The sequence below is a fragment of the Pseudomonas sp. AFG_SD02_1510_Pfu_092 genome (assembly GCF_003331055.1).
Lineage (GTDB): Bacteria > Pseudomonadota > Gammaproteobacteria > Pseudomonadales > Pseudomonadaceae > Aquipseudomonas.
The window spans coordinates 25,868-42,768 of record NZ_PUQD01000019.1; the positions used below are offsets into that span (position 1 = coordinate 25,868).

General features: G+C 64.0%; 16 protein-coding genes. 10 read left to right on the top strand and 6 right to left on the bottom strand.

Annotated elements, in window-relative coordinates:
- The first annotated feature begins 117 nt into the window (after positions 1-117).
- Positions 118-1,410, top strand: coding sequence for an FAD-binding oxidoreductase (locus C6A77_RS10920; protein WP_114169491.1), 1,293 nt, complete (start codon positions 118-120; stop codon positions 1,408-1,410).
- Positions 1,411-1,533: 123 nt separating this feature from the next.
- On the opposite strand, the gene C6A77_RS10925 is transcribed toward C6A77_RS10920, so the two are convergent.
- Entirely contained in the window at positions 1,534-1,764 is a 231-nt protein-coding gene (locus tag C6A77_RS10925; protein ID WP_114169492.1) for a DUF1127 domain-containing protein, read from the bottom strand.
- 177 nt (positions 1,765-1,941) lie between these two features.
- Here C6A77_RS10925 and C6A77_RS10930 point away from each other — a divergent pair, with 177 nt between their 5' ends.
- Entirely contained in the window at positions 1,942-3,372 is a 1,431-nt protein-coding gene (locus tag C6A77_RS10930; RefSeq protein WP_161959661.1) for a PLP-dependent aminotransferase family protein, read from the top strand.
- Positions 3,373-3,432: 60 nt separating this feature from the next.
- Entirely contained in the window at positions 3,433-4,986 is a 1,554-nt protein-coding gene (locus C6A77_RS10935) for a phospholipase D family protein (RefSeq protein ID WP_114169494.1), read from the top strand.
- A gap of 132 nt (positions 4,987-5,118) precedes the next feature.
- Here C6A77_RS10935 and C6A77_RS10940 read toward each other — a convergent pair whose 3' ends face one another.
- Both C6A77_RS10940 and C6A77_RS10945 read right to left on the bottom strand, forming a co-directional pair.
- Positions 5,119-6,258: an MFS transporter gene (locus tag C6A77_RS10940; protein WP_114169495.1), complete on the bottom strand. Its 1,140-nt coding sequence runs from the start codon at positions 6,256-6,258 to the stop codon at positions 5,119-5,121.
- Between the two features lie 138 nt (positions 6,259-6,396).
- Positions 6,397-7,890 (bottom strand): aldehyde dehydrogenase, encoded by a 1,494-nt coding sequence (locus C6A77_RS10945; protein WP_114169496.1) that lies wholly within the window; start codon positions 7,888-7,890, stop codon positions 6,397-6,399.
- A gap of 196 nt (positions 7,891-8,086) precedes the next feature.
- Between C6A77_RS10945 and C6A77_RS10950 the strand changes: the two genes are divergently transcribed.
- Positions 8,087-8,446, top strand: a complete 360-nt coding sequence (locus C6A77_RS10950; protein ID WP_112249410.1) for a cupin domain-containing protein — start codon at positions 8,087-8,089, stop codon at positions 8,444-8,446.
- Between the two features lie 168 nt (positions 8,447-8,614).
- On the opposite strand, the gene rpmG is transcribed toward C6A77_RS10950, so the two are convergent.
- Positions 8,615-8,770, bottom strand: coding sequence for a 50S ribosomal protein L33 (gene rpmG / locus C6A77_RS10955; RefSeq protein ID WP_003253507.1), 156 nt, complete (start codon positions 8,768-8,770; stop codon positions 8,615-8,617).
- A gap of 10 nt (positions 8,771-8,780) precedes the next feature.
- Positions 8,781-9,017: a 50S ribosomal protein L28 gene (gene rpmB, locus C6A77_RS10960; RefSeq protein WP_003258972.1), complete on the bottom strand. Its 237-nt coding sequence runs from the start codon at positions 9,015-9,017 to the stop codon at positions 8,781-8,783.
- Between the two features lie 361 nt (positions 9,018-9,378).
- Here rpmB and C6A77_RS10965 point away from each other — a divergent pair, with 361 nt between their 5' ends.
- Positions 9,379-10,986: an ABC transporter substrate-binding protein gene (locus C6A77_RS10965; protein WP_114169497.1), complete on the top strand. Its 1,608-nt coding sequence runs from the start codon at positions 9,379-9,381 to the stop codon at positions 10,984-10,986.
- Positions 10,987-11,120: 134 nt separating this feature from the next.
- Here the strand turns inward: C6A77_RS10965 and radC are convergent, their stop codons facing one another.
- Entirely contained in the window at positions 11,121-11,801 is a 681-nt protein-coding gene (gene radC / locus C6A77_RS10975) for a DNA repair protein RadC (protein ID WP_114169498.1), read from the bottom strand.
- A 127-nt stretch (positions 11,802-11,928) separates the two neighbouring features.
- Here radC and coaBC point away from each other — a divergent pair, with 127 nt between their 5' ends.
- The 5 genes from coaBC to C6A77_RS11000 all read left to right on the top strand — a co-directional run bounded on the left by coaBC (position 11,929) and on the right by C6A77_RS11000 (position 16,891).
- The gene (gene coaBC / locus C6A77_RS10980; protein WP_114169499.1) at positions 11,929-13,140 is read left to right on the top strand and encodes a bifunctional phosphopantothenoylcysteine decarboxylase/phosphopantothenate--cysteine ligase CoaBC; all 1,212 of its coding nucleotides are present in this window, start codon (positions 11,929-11,931) and stop codon (positions 13,138-13,140) included.
- A gap of 5 nt (positions 13,141-13,145) precedes the next feature.
- A complete protein-coding gene (gene dut / locus C6A77_RS10985) occupies positions 13,146-13,601 on the top strand; it encodes a dUTP diphosphatase (protein ID WP_114169500.1) in 456 nt (151 codons plus the stop codon).
- A 111-nt stretch (positions 13,602-13,712) separates the two neighbouring features.
- Positions 13,713-15,113, top strand: coding sequence for a phosphomannomutase/phosphoglucomutase (locus C6A77_RS10990; protein ID WP_114169501.1), 1,401 nt, complete (start codon positions 13,713-13,715; stop codon positions 15,111-15,113).
- Positions 15,114-15,143: 30 nt separating this feature from the next.
- Complete coding sequence (gene argB, locus C6A77_RS10995) at positions 15,144-16,049, top strand: acetylglutamate kinase (RefSeq protein WP_085621522.1); 906 nt, start codon at positions 15,144-15,146, stop codon at positions 16,047-16,049.
- A gap of 161 nt (positions 16,050-16,210) precedes the next feature.
- Positions 16,211-16,891, top strand: coding sequence for a CsgG/HfaB family protein (locus C6A77_RS11000; RefSeq protein WP_114169502.1), 681 nt, complete (start codon positions 16,211-16,213; stop codon positions 16,889-16,891).
- Positions 16,892-16,901: the final 10 nt, after the last annotated feature.

Consider the following 16,901-nt stretch of genomic DNA (forward strand, 5'->3'; position numbering starts at 1 on the left):
CGGTCCCTGTGGGAGCGGGTTTACCCGCGAACGAGGGCACAGCCCTCGCCTTGTTGCCCACCACCCTACCCCGGCTTATCCTCCTCCCCTAGCCCATCAGCCCCAGGACCGAGCCCAATGATCCACAGCGCGCAGCACGCCGCCTCCTATTACGCCGCCAGCAGCGCGCCACACCCTGACCACTCGTTTCTGCAAGGTGAACACAGCGCCGATGTGTGCATCGTCGGCGGCGGTTACTCGGGCCTTAACACCGCCATCGAACTGGCCGAGCGCGGCTTTTCGGTCATGCTGCTGGAGGCGCGCAAGCTCGGCTGGGGCGCCAGCGGGCGCAATGGCGGGCAGCTGATCCGTGGCGTCGGCCATGGCCTGGAGCAGTTCCTTCCGGTGATTGGCGAGGAAGGCGTGCGCAGCATGAAGCTGATGGGCCTGGAGGCCGTGCAGATCGTGCGCGAGCGGGTAGAAACACACGCCATCGCCTGCGACCTGACCTGGGGCTACTGCGACCTGGCCAACAAACCCGCCGAGCTGTCGGGCTTTGCCGAAGAAGCCGAAGCGCTGCGCAGCCTCGGTTACAACCACGAGCTGCGCCTGATCGGCAAGGACGATATCCACAGCGTGGTCGGTGCCGACTGCTACGCGGGCGGGCTGGTCGACATGGGCTCCGGGCACCTGCACCCACTCAACCTGGCCCTGGGTGAAGCCGCCGTGGCCGCCAGCCTGGGCGTGAAGCTGTTCGAGCAGTCCGAGGTCACCCGCATCGATTACGGCCCGCAAGTGCAGGTGCACACCGCCCAAGGGCGCGTCCGGGCCAAGACCCTGGTGCTGTGCTGCAACGCCTACCATAACCACCTCAACCGCGAGCTGGGCGGCAAGGTGTTGCCCGCCGGCAGCTACATCATCGCCACCGAGCCGCTGGGCGAGAAACGCGCCCGCGCGCTGCTGCCGCAGAACATGGCTGCGTGTGACCAGCGTGTCGCGGTGGATTACTACCGTCTGTCTGCCGACAACCGTCTGCTGTTCGGCGGTGCCTGCCATTACTCGGGCCGCGACCCGAAAGACATTGCGGCTTACATGCGGCCGAAGATGCTCAAGGTGTTCCCGCAGTTGGCCGATGTGCGCATCGACTACCAGTGGGGCGGCATGATCGCCATCGGCGCCAACCGCCTGCCGCAGGTCGGCCGCCTGGCCAGTCAGCCGAACGTGTATTACGCGCAGGCTTACTCGGGCCATGGGCTCAACGCCACCCATCTGGCCGCGCGCCTGCTGGGTGAAGCCATCAGCGGCCAGGAGAGCGGGCGCTTCGAGCTGTTCGCCAAGGTGCCGCATATCACCTTCCCCGGCGGCAAGCACTTGCGCTCGCCGCTACTGGCGCTGGGGATGCTGTGGCACAGGCTCAAAGAGCTGGCCTAGGACCCTGTGGGAGCGGGCATGCCCGCGAACACCGGCAAAGCCGGTGCCAGCCACCGCGTCGCCAGTTTCGCGGGCGCGCCCGCTCCCACAGGGACCGTACAGGCTTCAAAACCGTTGTGAACTTCAGTCCTTCCAGAAAGGCTTTTGACCTTCTGTACGCGCCTGCTCCCAGCTCAGTCCGACATCGCGCAACTCATCGTCCGTCAGCTGCAGCAGCGCCCGGCGGGTATGCCAGCGATGCACCATCAGCCCCCAACGCCCCAACCCTGCCGGCGCGCTGAACACCTTGGTTTGCTGCCCCGCTTCCAGTTCCCTGGCCAACAGTTGCAAGCGCACATCGCTCATGCCACCCATCGCTGCGTTCTCCATTCGATTGATACCGTGGAGAAAGCATGCGCGTCGACAGCACCGCCAATACAGAGCCAATACAGGGTTATTATTCCCATACAGAATTGGCGACTGGCCTACTGAATGCTGTATTTTCACCCCAACTGTACCGGTCGCTATGCCAATGCAGCGCAGGAGTATGCCGTGACCCTCTACCTGAACCTCGCCGAACTGCTCGGCGCCCGCATCGAGCAGGGCCTCTATCGCCCCGGCCAGCGCCTGCCCTCGGTGCGCGCCCTGAGCGTGGAGCACGGGGTCAGCCTGAGCACGGTGCAACAGGCCTACCGTATGCTGGAAGACAGCGGCATGGTCTCGCCCCGGCCCAAGTCCGGCTACTTCGTCAGTGACCACCGCCACTTGCCCGCCTTGCCCGCAGTCAGCCGCCCGGCCCAGCGCCCGGTGGACATCTCGCAGTGGGAGCAGGTGCTGGAGCTGGTGCGCAGCACCCCGCGCAAGGATGTGATACAGCTTGGCCGCGGCATGCCCGACATCGACAGCCCCACCCTGAAGCCGCTGCTGCGCAGCCTCGCCCAGCTCAGCCGGCGGCAGGACATGCCCGGCCTCTACTACGACAACATTCACGGCAACCTGGCCCTGCGCGAACAGGTGGCGCGGTTGATGCTCGACTCTGGCTGTCGCCTGGGCCCGGCCGATCTGGTCATCACCACCGGCTGCCATGAGGCGCTGTCGTGCAGCATCCGCGCGGTGTGCGAACCCGGCGACATCGTCGCGGTCGACTCGCCGAGCTTCCACGGCGCCATGCAAACGCTCAAGGGCCTGGGCATGAAAGCCCTGGAAATCCCCACCGACCCGGTCACCGGCATCAGCCTGGAGGCGCTGGAGCTGGCCCTGGATCAATGGCCGATCAAGCTCATCCAGATCACCCCCAGCTGCAACAACCCGCTCGGTTACATCATGCCCGAGGCGCGCAAGAAAGCCCTGCTGAGCCTGGCCCAGCGCTACGACGTGGCTATTCTGGAAGACGATGTATACGGTGACCTGGCCTACACCTACCCACGCCCGCGCACCCTCAAGTCGTTCGACGAAGATGGCCGCGTGCTGCTCTGCAGCTCGTTCTCCAAGACCCTCGCCCCCGGCCTGCGGGTGGGCTGGGTAGCGCCCGGGCGTTATCTGGAGCGAGTGCTGCACATGAAGTACATCAGCACCGGCAGTACCGCCAGCCAGCCGCAACTGGCGATTGCCGATTTCATCGCCGAGGGGCACTACCAACCGCATGTCAGGCGCATGCGCAGCCAGTACCAGCGTAGTCGCGACCTGATGAGCGACTGGGTAACCCGCTACTTCCCGGCGGGCACCCGGGTCAGCCGGCCGCAGGGCGGCTTCATGCTGTGGGTGGAACTGCCCGAACATTTCGACACGCTGCGGCTGAACCGCGCTTTACTGGAACAGGACGTACAGATTGCCGTGGGCAGCATCTTCTCGGCCTCGGGCAAGTTCCGCCACTGCCTGCGCATGAACTTCGCCGCGCGGCCGACGCCGCAGATCGAAGCCGCCGTGCGCAAGGTGGGGGAAACCGCCCTTCGTCTACTGGATGAAGAAAGCGCCGACGCGTAACTTTGCGCCGCCCGCAACGGTCCAACCTTTCAAGCCTTCGTTGCACAGGACGATCAACCCTTGAGACTCCAGCGAGCCTTGCCCCTGCTGCTGGTGCTGCTGCTCGGCCTTGCCGGCTGTGCCAGTGTCGGCACACCCCGCGAAACCAGCCAGGCGCTACCCGCCAACGACTCGGCCTTCGGCCGCTCGGTACTGCGCCAGGCCGAACCCTACGGCGGCCGCTCGGGCTTTCGCCTGCTGCCCAACAGCAACGAGGCGTTCCGCGCCCGCGCCGAACTGATCCGCAACGCCCAGGCGAGCATCGATCTGCAGTACTACATCGTGCATGACGGCCTCAGCACCCGCGCGCTGGTGCATGAGCTGCTGCGCGCCGCCGACCGGGGCGTACGCGTGCGCATCCTGCTCGACGACACCACCAGCGACGGCCTCGATGTGATCATGGGCACCCTCGATGCCCACCCGAACATCCACATCCGCGTGTTCAACCCGCTGCACCTGGGGCGCAGCACCGGCGTGACCCGCGCCGTGGGCCGCCTGTTCAACCTGTCGCGCCAGCACCGACGCATGCACAACAAGCTGTTTCTGGTGGACAACAGCATGGCCATCGTCGGCGGGCGCAACCTGGGCGACGAATACTTCGATGCCGAGCCCAACCTCAATTTCACCGACATCGACCTGCTGGGCGTCGGCCCGATCGCCGCGCAGTTGGGGCACAGCTTCGATCAGTACTGGAACAGCGCCCTCAGCCGGCCGATCACCGACTTTCTCTGGCAGGACCCGGATGCCAGCGACCTGCGCGCCAGCCGCCAGCGCCTGGAAGTGTCGCTGGCCAAAGCCCGGACCCAGCGCAAAGCGCTGTATGACCGCTTGATGGCCTACCAGTCGAAACCGCACCTGGATGTATGGCGCAACGAGCTGATCTGGGCCCACGCCCAGGCGCTGTGGGATGCGCCGAGCAAAGTGCTGGCCGACGACGAACCGGAACCGCAACTGCTGCTGAGCCACCAGCTGGCACCGGACCTGGCCAGCGTGCAGCGCGAACTGATCCTGATGTCGGCGTATTTCGTGCCGCGCGAACCCGGCCTGCTGTACCTGACCGGCCGTGCCGACGCCGGCACTTCGGTGAAGCTGCTGACCAACTCGCTGGAGGCCACCGATGTGCCGGCGGTGCATGGTGGCTATGCCCCCTACCGCCGGGCGCTGCTGGAGCATGGTGTGCAGCTTTACGAACTGCGCCGCCAGCCAGGCGACCCCAGCTCCGGACGGCTGAGTTACCACGGCAGCTCGGATTCAAGCCTGCACACCAAGGCGATCGTGTTCGACCGGCGCAAGACGTTCATCGGCTCGTTCAACTTCGACCCCAGGTCGGTGCTGTGGAATACCGAGGTCGGGGTAATGGTGGACAGCCCGGAACTGGCCGAATACACCCGCGCGCTGGCCGAGCAGGGCATGGCGCCGGCGTTGAGCTACCAGGTTAAGCTGGTGGACGACAAGCTGGTATGGGTGACCGAGGACAACGGCCAGCAGCATATGCTGACCGCCGAGCCGGGTGGCATCTGGCGGCGGTTCAATGCCTGGATCAGCAAGGCGGTCGGCCTGGAGAAGATGTTGTAGCCGCAATTGCTGGGGGCGCTCTGCGCCCCTTTCGCGACGCAAGGCCGCTCCCACAAAGGTGCAGCGTACGCTGAACAAAAATGTGGGAGCGGCCTTGCGTCGCGATGGGCCGCAAAGCGGCCCCAAAATCCATCAGGCAGACACCGGCTCGAAGGCCCCACGCCGCCGGGTCAACACCACCAACCCCGCTGCCCCTGCCGCCATCAGCAACGGCAACGCATGCCCACTGATCCACTGGCTCCCCGCCCCCGCCAGCAATGGCCCGAGCAAGCAACCGATACCCCACAGCTGCGCCACATGGGCATTCGCCCGCACCAGCGCATCATCACGATAACGCTCACCGATCAGCACCAGCGACAAGGTGAACAAGCCCCCCGCGCTGGCCCCGAACAGCACCCACAACGGCCAGATCGCCGGGGTATGCAACAACAGTGGAATCGCCAGGCTGGCCACCAGCAGCGTTACCGCGCAGCCAGTGAACAGCGCACGGCGCGACATGTGGTCGGCCAGCGCACCGATGGGCAGTTGCAGCACCGCATCGCCCACCACCACGGTACTGACCATGAACAGGGCAATTTCGGTGCTGAAGCCCTGCTGCAGGCAGTACACCGGCAGCAAGGTCAGAATCATCGCCTCGAACGAGGCAAACAGGGCAATCGCCCAGGCGATCACCGGCAAACGCCGGCAGAAGGCGAACAGGTCGCCGAAGGTGACGCTGCAGGCTTCGGTGCTCGGTGCCCCGCCACGGCCAAACAGGATCAGCGGCGCCACCAGCAACAGGCCGGTCGCGGCCCAGAAACCAAAGTCATCATCGGAACCGAGAAAACCCAGCACCAGCGGCCCGGCCAGCTGGCTGAGGGCGTAACTGCTGCCATACAGCGCCACCAGGCGACCGCGCCACTGCTCGACCACCAACTGGTTGATCCAGCTTTCACCAAGGATGAACACTACGGTCAGCGACATGCCGATCAGCAGGCGCAGCAGCAACCACAGCGGGTAGCTGGGCAGCAGCGCGACCAAGCCGACCGACAGCGCCCCGCCCCACAGGCACAGGCGCATCGCCGAGGGCACGCCGACCCAGCCGGCCAGGCGGCTGGCCAGGCTGGCACCTATCAGCACGCCCAGCGCCGGCATCGCGGCCATCACGCCAATGGCGAAGCTGCCGTAGCCCCAGGCCTCCAGGCGCAGGGATACCAACGGCATGCTCACGCCGAGCGCCAGCCCGACGCTCAGTACTGATGCCAGTACGGCGAAGTAGGTACCCCAACGCATTGCAGCCTCCCAGGCCAAGAATTTCCATGGCTGATTCGCGGGCAAACCCGCTCCCACGGGGACACCACTGTCCTCGAACAGTGCAGTACCTGTGGGAGCGGGTTCACCCGCGAATGGGCCGCCAGGCGGCCCCCTGGATTACAACTTGATCCAGGTCGCCTTCAGCTCGGTGTACTTCTCCAGCGCATGCAGCGACTTGTCACGGCCGTTGCCCGACTGCTTGAAACCACCGAACGGCGCGGTCATGTCACCGCCATCGTACTGGTTGACCCAGACGCTGCCGGCACGCACGGCACGGGCGGTCTTGTGAGCCTTGGAGATATCCGAGGTCCAGATGCCCGCCGCCAGGCCGTACGGCGTGTCGTTGGCAATGGCCACGGCTTCTTCGGCGGTGTCGAAGGCGATCACCGACAGCACCGGGCCGAAGATTTCTTCCTGGGCGATCTTCATGGCGTTGGTCACGCCGTCGAAGATGGTCGGCTCGACATAGGTGCCGCCGGTTTCTTCCAGGGTGCGCTTGCCGCCAGCCAGCAGCTTGGCGCCGTCCTGGTGGCCAGCTTCGATGTACGACAGCACGGTATTCATCTGCTGGGCGTCGACCAGGGCACCGACAGTGGTCTGTGGGTCCAGCGGGTTGCCTGGCTTCCAGCCTTTCAGGGCCTCGACCACCATAGGCAGGAACTTGTCCTTGATCGAACGCTCGACCAGCAGGCGCGAACCGGCAGTGCACACTTCGCCCTGGTTGAAGGCGATGGCGCTGGCGGCGGCCTCGGCAGCGGCTTTCAGGTCCGGGGCGTCGGCGAAGACGATGTTCGGGCTCTTGCCACCGGCTTCCAGCCAGATGCGCTTCATGTTCGACTCGCCAGCGTAGACCATCAGTTGCTTGGCGATCTTGGTGGAGCCTGTGAACACCAGGGTGTCGACGTCCATGTGCAGGGCCAGGGCCTTGCCCACGGTGTGGCCGTAGCCAGGCAGCACGTTCAGCACGCCAGCCGGGATACCGGCTTCGATGGCCAGCTGGGCGATGCGAATGGCGGTCAGCGGCGATTTCTCGGACGGCTTGAGCACCACCGAGTTGCCGGTGGCCAGGGCCGGGCCGAGTTTCCAGCAGGCCATCAGCAGGGGGAAGTTCCACGGTACGATGGCACCGACCACACCCACTGGCTCGCGGGTGACCAGGCCAAGCTGGTCATGCGGGGTCGGGGCGACTTCGTCGTAGACTTTGTCGATGGCTTCGGCAGTCCAGTGAATGGCATTCGCTGCACCTGGAATGTCGATGCTGGAGGAGTCGCCGATCGGCTTGCCCATGTCCAGGGTTTCCAGCAGCGCCAGCTCTTCGACGTTCTTGCGCAGCAGGTCGGCAAAGCGGATCAGCTTGGCTTTACGCTTGGCCGGGGCCAGCTGCGACCAGACGCCGGCGTTGAAGGTGGCACGGGCATTTTCCACAGCGCGGTTGGCATCGGCCAGGTCGCAGCTGGCAACCTTGGCCAGGAAGCGTCCGTCGACCGGGCTCAGGCACTCGAAGGTTTCACCGGATGCGGCATCGGTGTATTCGCCGTTGATGAAGGCACGGCCTTCGATCTTCAGTTGCTGGGCACGCTGTTCCCAGTCCGCACGAGTCAGGGTGGTCATACGAAACTCCTCCTCTTGTTTAGGTGCAACGCCGCACTGAGGACTCACAGGCGTTGTCAGAATTCTGGCCGGGCGACGAGCGCACACTGGCAAGCGATACCCTAAACCAGCCGGGGTAAACTATCAATATATTTGACACAAAAGGCTCAAAAGCCTACTGATGTGCATTTTATTAAACAACAACAGGAGCCGAACCATGAGTATCGCCAGCATCATCGACTTCGCGCAGGTCATTACCGAGGCCGAACGCTACCGCCCGGCGGCGGAAAAAATCCTCAAGGGCGAACCCGACCAGGCGGTCTACAACCATTACTCCAGCCCATGCGGGCAGTTCGCCGCGGGCGTGTGGGAAGGCGAGGTGGGGCAGTGGACGGTGAACTACACCGAGCATGAGTACTGCGAAATCGTTCAGGGTGTGTCGGTGCTGCGCGACCAGGACGGCGGGGCCAAGACCCTGCGTGCCGGTGATCGGTTCGTCATCCCGGCCGGCTTCAAGGGCACCTGGGAGGTGCTGGAGCCTTGCCGCAAGATCTATGTGATGTTCGAGCAGAAGTAAGCGCTGGCTGTGCCGGCCTCTTCGCGGGCTTGCCCGCTCCCACAGGGATTCATTGCTCTCGAGGGCTGTGATGTACCTGTGGGAGCGGGCAAGCCCGCGAAGAGGCCCGAGCAGGCATAAAAAAACCCGCGTCCTTTCGGATGCGGGTTTTTTCAGGTCGCCGATCAATTACTTGATCTTGGCTTCCTTGTACACCACGTGCTTGCGAACAACCGGATCGTATTTCTTGATCTCGATTTTGTCCGGAGTGGTGCGCTTGTTCTTGTCGGTGGTGTAGAAGTGGCCAGTGCCAGCACTCGAAACCAGACGGATCAATTCACGCATGACGTTCTCCTTAGAACTTTTCGCCGCGAGCACGCAGCTCGGCCAGCACTACGTCGATACCACGCTTGTCAATGACGCGCATGCCTTTGGCGGATACGCGCAGACGCACGAAACGCTTCTCGGATTCAACCCAGAAACGGTGGTGCTGCAGGTTCGGCAGGAAACGACGACGGGTTTTGTTGTTTGCGTGGGAAATGTTGTTCCCGGTTACTGGACCCTTACCAGTAACTTGACAGACTCTCGACATGACTCAGCCCTCTAAAACCACATGCCCAACCCGGCATGGGTTGGCCGCTTAATCTCTCAGTCTTTGGCGCCTGGGCGCCGTGATTCTGGAGGTCTTACCGACCGGATACGCTGACGCGACAGGCCGAGCCCCTAGAAAAGAGCGCTGCTTTATACCAGAAAGACTTGGCCACAACAACAGAAGATACGTTTCCGACACCAGCCAAGCGTGCCGGGCCAGCATAGCGGCAGGGCCCGCCAGCCGTCGACCGCTCGTCGCCAGATTTGTAAAAAAGGGTGTGGTCATTTCCCGACGGGCACACTAGGGTAGGCCTTTTCCAGACTGCACTGGCAGATGGGCCACTGACAGCCAAGGAGCCACCATGCGTGCCGCCGCCCTTTCCTTATTGTTCAACTCTGTGTTCGCCGCCGGCGCCCTGTTCGCCGCTGGCGTTGCACAGGCCGCTCCGCTCAGCGTGTGCAGCGAGGCCAGCCCCGAAGGCTTCGATGTGGTGCAGTACAATTCGCTGACCACCACCAACGCCACCGCCGATGTGCTGATGAACCGCCTGGTGGAGTTCGACGCAGCGCAAGGCAAGGTGGTGCCGAGCCTGGCGGCCAGCTGGACGGTATCGGCCGACGGCCTGACCTACGACTTCACCCTGCGCGATGACGTTAAATTCCACAGCACCGCCTACTTCAAACCGACCCGCGCACTGAATGCCGACGATGTGCTGTTCAGCTTCCAGCGCATGCTCTACCCCGCCCACGCCTGGCACAAGACCGCAGCCGGCGGTTACCCGCATGCCCAGTCGCTGCAGCTGGGCAGCCTGATCAAGGCGATCGAGGCCCCGGCGCCGAACGCCGTGCGCTTCACCCTCAACCACCCGGACGCCACCTTCCTGGCTACCTTGAGCATGGGCTTCGCCTCGATCTACTCCGCTGAATACGCCGACAAGCTGCTCAAGGCCGGCACGCCGGAGAAGCTCAACAGCCAGCCCATCGGCACCGGGCCGTTCGTGTTCCAGCGCTTCCAGAAGGACGCGGTGGTGCGCTACCGCGCCAACCCGGACTACTTCGCCGGCAAGCCGGCGGTCGACCCGCTGATCTTCGCCATTACCACCGATGCCAACGTGCGCCTGCAGAAGCTCAAGCGTGGCGAGTGCCAGGTGGCATTGTCGCCCAAGCCGCTGGACGTCGTCGAAGCCGGCAAGGATGGCAACCTCAAGGTGGCCACCACCCCGGCCTTCATGACCGCCTTCGTCGCCATCAACGCCCAACACCCGCCGCTGGACAAACCGGAAGTGCGCCAGGCCATCAACCTGGCCTTCGACAAGCAGGCTTACCTGAAGGCCGTGTTCGAAGATTCCGCAGTGGCCGCCAACGGCCCCTACCCGCCCAACACCTGGAGCTACGCCAAGGACCTGCCTGGCTACCCACTGGATTTGAAGAAAGCCAAGGCCTTGCTGACCAAGGCTGGCCTGGCGGAAGGCTTCAGCACCACGATCTGGACCCGGCCGTCGGGCAGCCTGCTCAACCCCAACCCCAGCCTCGGTGCGCAGATGCTGCAGGCAGACCTGGCCAAGGTTGGCATCAAGGCGGAAATCCGCGTGATCGAATGGGGCGAGCTGATCCGCCGCGCCAAGGCCGGCGAGCATGACTTGCTGTTCATGGGCTGGGCCGGTGACAACGGCGACCCGGACAACTTCCTCAGCCCGCAGTTTTCCTGCGCGGCGGTGCAGTCCGGGACCAACTTCGCACGCTTCTGCGATAGCCGCCTGGACCAGTTGATCAGCGCCGGGCGCACCACCAACGACCAGAGCGTGCGCAGCCGGCTGTACCAGCAGGCGCAGACCTTGATCCAGCAGCAGGCACTGTGGGTGCCGCTGGCGCATCCGACGGCGGCGACCCTGTTGCGCCAGGGGGTCGAGGGGTATCAGGTGAGCCCGTTCGGGCGATTGGATTTCAGCAAGGTTTCCGTAACAAAGTAAACCTGTGCCGGCCTCTTCGCGGGTAAACCCGCTCCCACAGGTGCTGCACCACATTCAAGGTGGGCGCAGTCCCTGTGGGAGCGGGTTCACCCGCGAAAGGGCCGGTACTGGCAGCACAAAACTCCAGTTTTTTCTCAGGCCACAATCCACCCATGCTCGACCATCGACAGCGGCTCCCCGTCACCAATGATGATGTGGTCCAGCACCCGCACATCGATCAACGCCAGCCCGCGCTTCAACGACAGGGTCAAATGCACATCATCCTGGCTCGGCTCGTTGTTGCCTGAAGGATGGTTGTGGCACAGGATCAACGCCGCCGCGTTGTGCAGCAGTGCCCGCCGCACTACCTCCCGCGGGTAGACACTAGCCCGGTCTATCGTGCCCCTGAACAGGATCTCGAAGGCCAGCGGCCGGTGCTTGGTGTCCAGAAACAGGCAGCCGAATACCTCACTGACCTCATGCCGCAGCATGGCTTTCAAATAGCGCCGCACCGTTGCCGGGCTGTCCATGGCAGACTCACGCTTGATCGACGTTGCAAGGTGCCTGCGCCCGATCTCCAGCAACGCCTGCAGCTGGCTGTACCTCACCGGGCCCAGCCCAAGCTCGCCGACGAAGGCCTCGCGGTCAGCCTCCAGCAACTGGCGCAAGCCCCCGAACTTAACCAGCAGACCCCGCGCCAGCTCGACGACATTGCGCCCACGCACGCCGGAGCCGAGAAACACAGCCAGCAACTCCGCGTCGGTCAGGCTTGCGGCCCCGCGCTGCAACAACTTCTCTCGCGGCCGCTCTTCAGCCGGCCATTGCCTGATATTCATCCCGCCCTCTGCCCTTGCTGCGGCCCATTTCGGCCCTGTGTTAATCTATTTCGCCTCGTACATGCGACGTTCCGCCGCAGGCATTTTCAAACGTCGTCGCCCGCTCTCACTGGAAAAAGGCAAGCCTATGCAGCGGCTGTATCGCAAGCGCATCGTTCTCGGCGTGGGAGGCGGCATTGCCGCCTACAAAAGCGCCGAACTGATTCGCCGACTCCTGGAGCACGGCGCGCAGGTGCGCGTCGTCATGACCCGTGGTGGTGCCGAGTTCATCACCCCGCTGACCCTGCAGGCGCTGTCGGGCCACCCGGTGCACATGGATCTGCTCGACCCTGCCGCCGAAGCGGCCATGGGCCATATCGAACTGGCCAAGTGGGCCGACCTGGTGCTGATCGCCCCGGCCACCGCCGACCTCATGGCGCGCATGGCCCAAGGCATGGCCGACGACTTGCTGACCACCCTGGTGCTGGCCACCGACGCCACCGTCGCCGTCGCCCCGGCCATGAACCAGGCCATGTGGCGCGACCCGGCCACCCAGGCCAACCTCGAGCTGCTCAAGAGCCGTGGCATCCAGGTGTTCGGCCCGGCCTCCGGCAGCCAGGCCTGTGGCGACGTCGGCCTGGGCCGCATGCTCGAAGCCACCGAGCTGGCCTGGTGTGCCGCTGAAAGCTTCAAGCGCCAGGCACTGACCGGCAAACACGTACTGATCACCGCCGGGCCGACCCAGGAAAACATCGACCCGGTGCGCTACATCACCAATCATAGCTCCGGCAAGATGGGCTTCGCCCTGGCCGAAGCGGCCGCCGAAGCCGGTGCTCGGGTTACCCTCGTCACCGGCCCGGTGCACTTGCCCACCCCCGACCGGGTCAGCCGCATCGACGTGGTCAGCGCGCGGGACATGCTCGCGGCCTGTGAAGCGGCCATGCCGTGCGACCTGTTCATCGCCTCGGCGGCGGTTGCGGACTACCGCCCGGAAGTCGTTGCCCCGCAAAAGCTCAAGAAAGATCCTACGACCGGCGACGGCATGCTGCTGCAGATGGTGCGCAATCCCGATATCCTTGCCACCCTCGCTGGCCGCGCCGACCGCCCGTTCAGCGTCGGCTTCGCCGCCGAGACCGAACACTTGCTCGATTACGCCACGCGCAAGCTCAAGGACAAGAACCTCGACCTGATCGTCGCCAATGATGTGGCCAACCCCAGCATCGGCTTCAACAGCGAGGAAAATGCCCTGACCGTGATCGACCGTCAGCAGCACCAGACCCTCTTCGCGCAGACCAGCAAAGGCAAGATTGCCCGGCAACTGGTCGCCTTCATCGCCGAACGGCTCAATCAGGTTCAATAAGTTACATGCACGCTCTTCAAGCCAAGATCCTCGACCCACGTCTGGGCAGCGAATTCCCGCTGCCGACCTACGCCACCCCCGGTTCCGCCGGCCTCGACCTGCGCGCCCTGCTGCAGCAAGACACCGTCCTCGAACCAGGCCAGACCCTGCTGATCCCGACCGGCCTGTCGATCTACATCGGCGACCCGGGCCTGGCAGCGGTGATCCTGCCGCGCTCCGGCCTGGGCCATAAGCACGGCATCGTGCTGGGCAACCTGGTCGGGCTGATCGACTCGGACTACCAGGGCGAGCTGATGGTGTCGTGCTGGAACCGTGGCAACACCCCGTTCACCATCGCGGTTGGCGAGCGTATCGCCCAGCTGGTGCTGGTGCCTGTGGTCCAGGCGCATTTCGATATCGTCGAGGCGTTCGACAAAAGCCAGCGCGGCGCTGGCGGCTTCGGCCACTCCGGCAGCCACTGAGCCGACAAATGACCGTTCAAGCCAAGGATGGCGAACTCTCTGGCGAAACCACCGTCCAAGCGTTCAGTTTGCGCCTGCCCAGACAGCCTTTGACTAATGGAGCTTCCAGAGATGAACGACATGGCCCAGCTGGTACCCGCCGCACTGCCAGACAGCATTTTCCGCGCGTATGACATCCGCGGCGTGGTCGGCAAGACCCTTCACGCCGAAACCGCCTACTGGATCGGCCGCGCCATCGGCGCACAGAGCCTGGCCCAGGGTGAACCGCAGGTTTCGGTCGGCCGCGATGGCCGTCTGTCCGGCCCGATGCTGGTCGAACAGCTGATCAAGGGCCTGGCCGATGCCGGTTGCCAGGTCAGCGACGTCGGCCTGGTGCCCACCCCGGCGCTGTACTACGCGGCCAATGTGCTGGCGGGCAAGTCCGGGGTGATGCTGACCGGCAGCCACAACCCGTCCGACTACAACGGCTTCAAGATCGTCATCGCCGGTGACACCCTGGCCAACGAACAGATCCAGGCCCTGCTCACCCGCCTTAAAACCAACAACCTGAGCCGCGCCGATGGCCGCGTGGAAAAGGTCGAAATCCTTGACCGCTACTTCCAGCAGATCGTCGCTGATGTGAAGCTGGCGAAAAAGCTCAAGGTGGTGGTGGACTGCGGTAACGGTGCCGCCGGCGTGATCGCGCCGCAATTGATCGAAGCCCTGGGCTGCGAAGTGATTCCGCTGTTCTGCGAGGTCGATGGCAACTTCCCCAACCACCACCCGGACCCGGGCAAGCCGGAAAACCTCGAAGACCTGATCGCCAAGGTCAAGGAAACCGGCGCCGACATCGGCCTGGCTTTCGACGGTGACGGCGACCGCGTCGGCGTGGTGACCAACACCGGCAGCATCGTCTACCCTGACCGCCTGCTGATGCTGTTCGCCCAGGACGTGCTGTCGCGCAACCCCGGCGCCGAGATCATCTTCGACGTCAAATGCACCCGCCGCCTGACCCCGCTGATCGAACAGCACGGTGGCCGCGCACTGATGTGGAAAACCGGCCACTCGCTGATCAAGAAGAAGATGAAACAGACCGGTTCGCTGCTGGCCGGCGAGATGAGCGGTCACATCTTCATCAAGGAACGCTGGTACGGTTTCGATGATGGCATCTACAGCGCCGCACGCCTGCTGGAGATCCTCAGCAAGGCCGATCAGAGCGCCGAAGACCTGTTTGCCGCCTTCCCGAACGATATTTCCACGCCGGAAATCAATATTGATGTGACCGACGAGGGTAAATTCAGCATCATTGATGCACTGCAACGCGACGCCGACTGGGGCGAAGCCAACCTGACCACCATCGACGGGGTACGGGTGGATTACGCCCACGGCTGGGGCCTGGTTCGCGCCTCCAACACCACCCCGGTGCTGGTGCTGCGCTTCGAGGCCGACAGCGACGCCGAATTGCAACGTATCAAGGATGTTTTCCGTACCCAGTTGCTGCGGGTTGAGCCTGAGCTGCAACTGCCGTTCTGACCGACTATCTGTTCCTTACAGGAGCCCTGCATGACCCTCGATCGCGATGCCGCTTCCCATGTAGCCGAGGTTTTGTCCGAAGCACTGCCTTACATTCGCCGCTTTGTCGGCAAGACCCTGGTGATCAAGTACGGCGGCAACGCGATGGAGAGCGAGGAGCTCAAGACCGGCTTCGCCCGTGACATCGTGCTGATGAAGGCTGTGGGCATCAACCCGGTGGTGGTCCACGGTGGCGGCCCGCAGATCGGCGACCTGCTCAAGCGCCTGTCGATCGAAAGCCATTTCATCGACGGCATGCGCGTCACCGACTCGGCGACCATGGACGTGGTGGAGATGGTGCTGGGTGGCCAGGTCAACAAGGACATCGTCAACCTGATCAACCGCCACGGCGGCAGCGCCATCGGCCTGACCGGCAAGGATGCGGAGCTGATCCGTGCGCGCAAGCTGACCGTCAGCCGCCAGACGCCCGAAATGACCACCCCGGAAATCATCGACATCGGCCATGTCGGCGAAGTGGTGAGCGTGAACACCGACCTGCTGAACATGCTGGTCAAGGGCGACTTCATCCCGGTGATCGCGCCGATCGGCGTGGGCGCCAACGGTGAGTCGTACAACATCAACGCCGACCTGGTGGCGGGCAAGGTAGCCGAGGCCCTCAAGGCCGAGAAGCTGATGCTGCTGACCAACATCGCCGGCCTGATGGACAAGCAGGGCGAGGTACTGACCGGCCTGACCACCGAGCAGGTCAACGAACTGATCGCCGACGGCACCATCTACGGCGGCATGCTGCCGAAGATCAAGTGCGCGCTGGATGCGGTGCAGGGCGGGGTGAACAGCTCGCACATCATCGACGGCCGCGTGCCGAATGCGGTGCTGCTGGAAATCTTCACCGACAGCGGCGTAGGTACCCTGATTACCAACCGCAAGCCACGCTGACCGCCCGCAACACCCTGTCGCCGGCAAGCCGGCTTCCGCAGCACTGCACTGACTCAGGTCGGCGCGGTACTGCGGGAGCCAGCTCGCCGGCGATGCTTTTTGCCGCAAAAAACGGCAGAATGCCATCTCGCTGCAACTTGAACCTACTCTGGAGAAACTGCGTGAAATACGCATCACAAGGACTCGTGCTGGCAGCTGCCCTGGCTGTCGGGTCCATCGCCGGCTGCGCCACCGAAACATCCACTGCTGTTGCCGTGCAACAGGTCGAAAGCGTCAGCCGCCCCTACAGCGGTGTGCGCGCGCCGATTGCCGTCGGCAAGTTCGACAACCGTTCCAGCTACATGCGTGGCATCTTCTCCGATGGCGTCGACCGCCTCGGCGGCCAGGCCAAGACCATCCTCATCACCCACCTGCAGCAGACCAACCGCTTCAATGTGCTCGACCGCGACAACATGAGCGAGATCCAGCAGGAAGCGGCGATCAAGGGCCAGGCCCAACGCCTGAAAGGTGCGGACTTCGTGGTCACCGGTGATGTCACCGAGTTCGGCCGCAAGGAAGTCGGCGACCACCAGCTGTTCGGCATTCTCGGCCGCGGCAAGACCCAGATCGCCTACGCCAAGGTGGCACTGAACATCGTCAACATCAGCACCTCCGAAGTGGTCTATTCGAGCCAGGGTGCAGGTGAGTATGCCTTGTCCAACCGCGAAATCATCGGTTTTGGCGGCACCGCCAGCTACGACTCGACGCTCAACGGCAAAGTGCTGGACCTGGCCATGCGCGAAGCGGTGAACAAACTGGTGAACGCCGTCGAAAACGGCCAATGGAACCCGAAGGCCCAGTAACGGACTTTTC

Excerpts from the sequence above, each read along its gene's own strand:
- C6A77_RS10920 (WP_114169491.1), top strand. The coding sequence starts at position 118 with ATGATCCACAGCGCGCAGCACGCCGCCTCCTATTACGCCGCCAGCAGC.
- C6A77_RS10925 (WP_114169492.1), bottom strand. The coding sequence starts at position 1,764 with ATGGGTGGCATGAGCGATGTGCGCTTGCAACTGTTGGCCAGGGAACTG.
- C6A77_RS10940 (WP_114169495.1), bottom strand. The coding sequence starts at position 6,258 with ATGCGTTGGGGTACCTACTTCGCCGTACTGGCATCAGTACTGAGCGTC.
- C6A77_RS10945 (WP_114169496.1), bottom strand. The coding sequence starts at position 7,890 with ATGACCACCCTGACTCGTGCGGACTGGGAACAGCGTGCCCAGCAACTG.
- C6A77_RS10950 (WP_112249410.1), top strand. The coding sequence starts at position 8,087 with ATGAGTATCGCCAGCATCATCGACTTCGCGCAGGTCATTACCGAGGCC.
- rpmG (WP_003253507.1), bottom strand. The coding sequence starts at position 8,770 with ATGCGTGAATTGATCCGTCTGGTTTCGAGTGCTGGCACTGGCCACTTC.
- rpmB (WP_003258972.1), bottom strand. The coding sequence starts at position 9,017 with ATGTCGAGAGTCTGTCAAGTTACTGGTAAGGGTCCAGTAACCGGGAAC.
- C6A77_RS10965 (WP_114169497.1), top strand. The coding sequence starts at position 9,379 with ATGCGTGCCGCCGCCCTTTCCTTATTGTTCAACTCTGTGTTCGCCGCC.
- radC (WP_114169498.1), bottom strand. The coding sequence starts at position 11,801 with ATGAATATCAGGCAATGGCCGGCTGAAGAGCGGCCGCGAGAGAAGTTG.
- coaBC (WP_114169499.1), top strand. The coding sequence starts at position 11,929 with ATGCAGCGGCTGTATCGCAAGCGCATCGTTCTCGGCGTGGGAGGCGGC.
- dut (WP_114169500.1), top strand. The coding sequence starts at position 13,146 with ATGCACGCTCTTCAAGCCAAGATCCTCGACCCACGTCTGGGCAGCGAA.
- C6A77_RS10990 (WP_114169501.1), top strand. The coding sequence starts at position 13,713 with ATGAACGACATGGCCCAGCTGGTACCCGCCGCACTGCCAGACAGCATT.
- argB (WP_085621522.1), top strand. The coding sequence starts at position 15,144 with ATGACCCTCGATCGCGATGCCGCTTCCCATGTAGCCGAGGTTTTGTCC.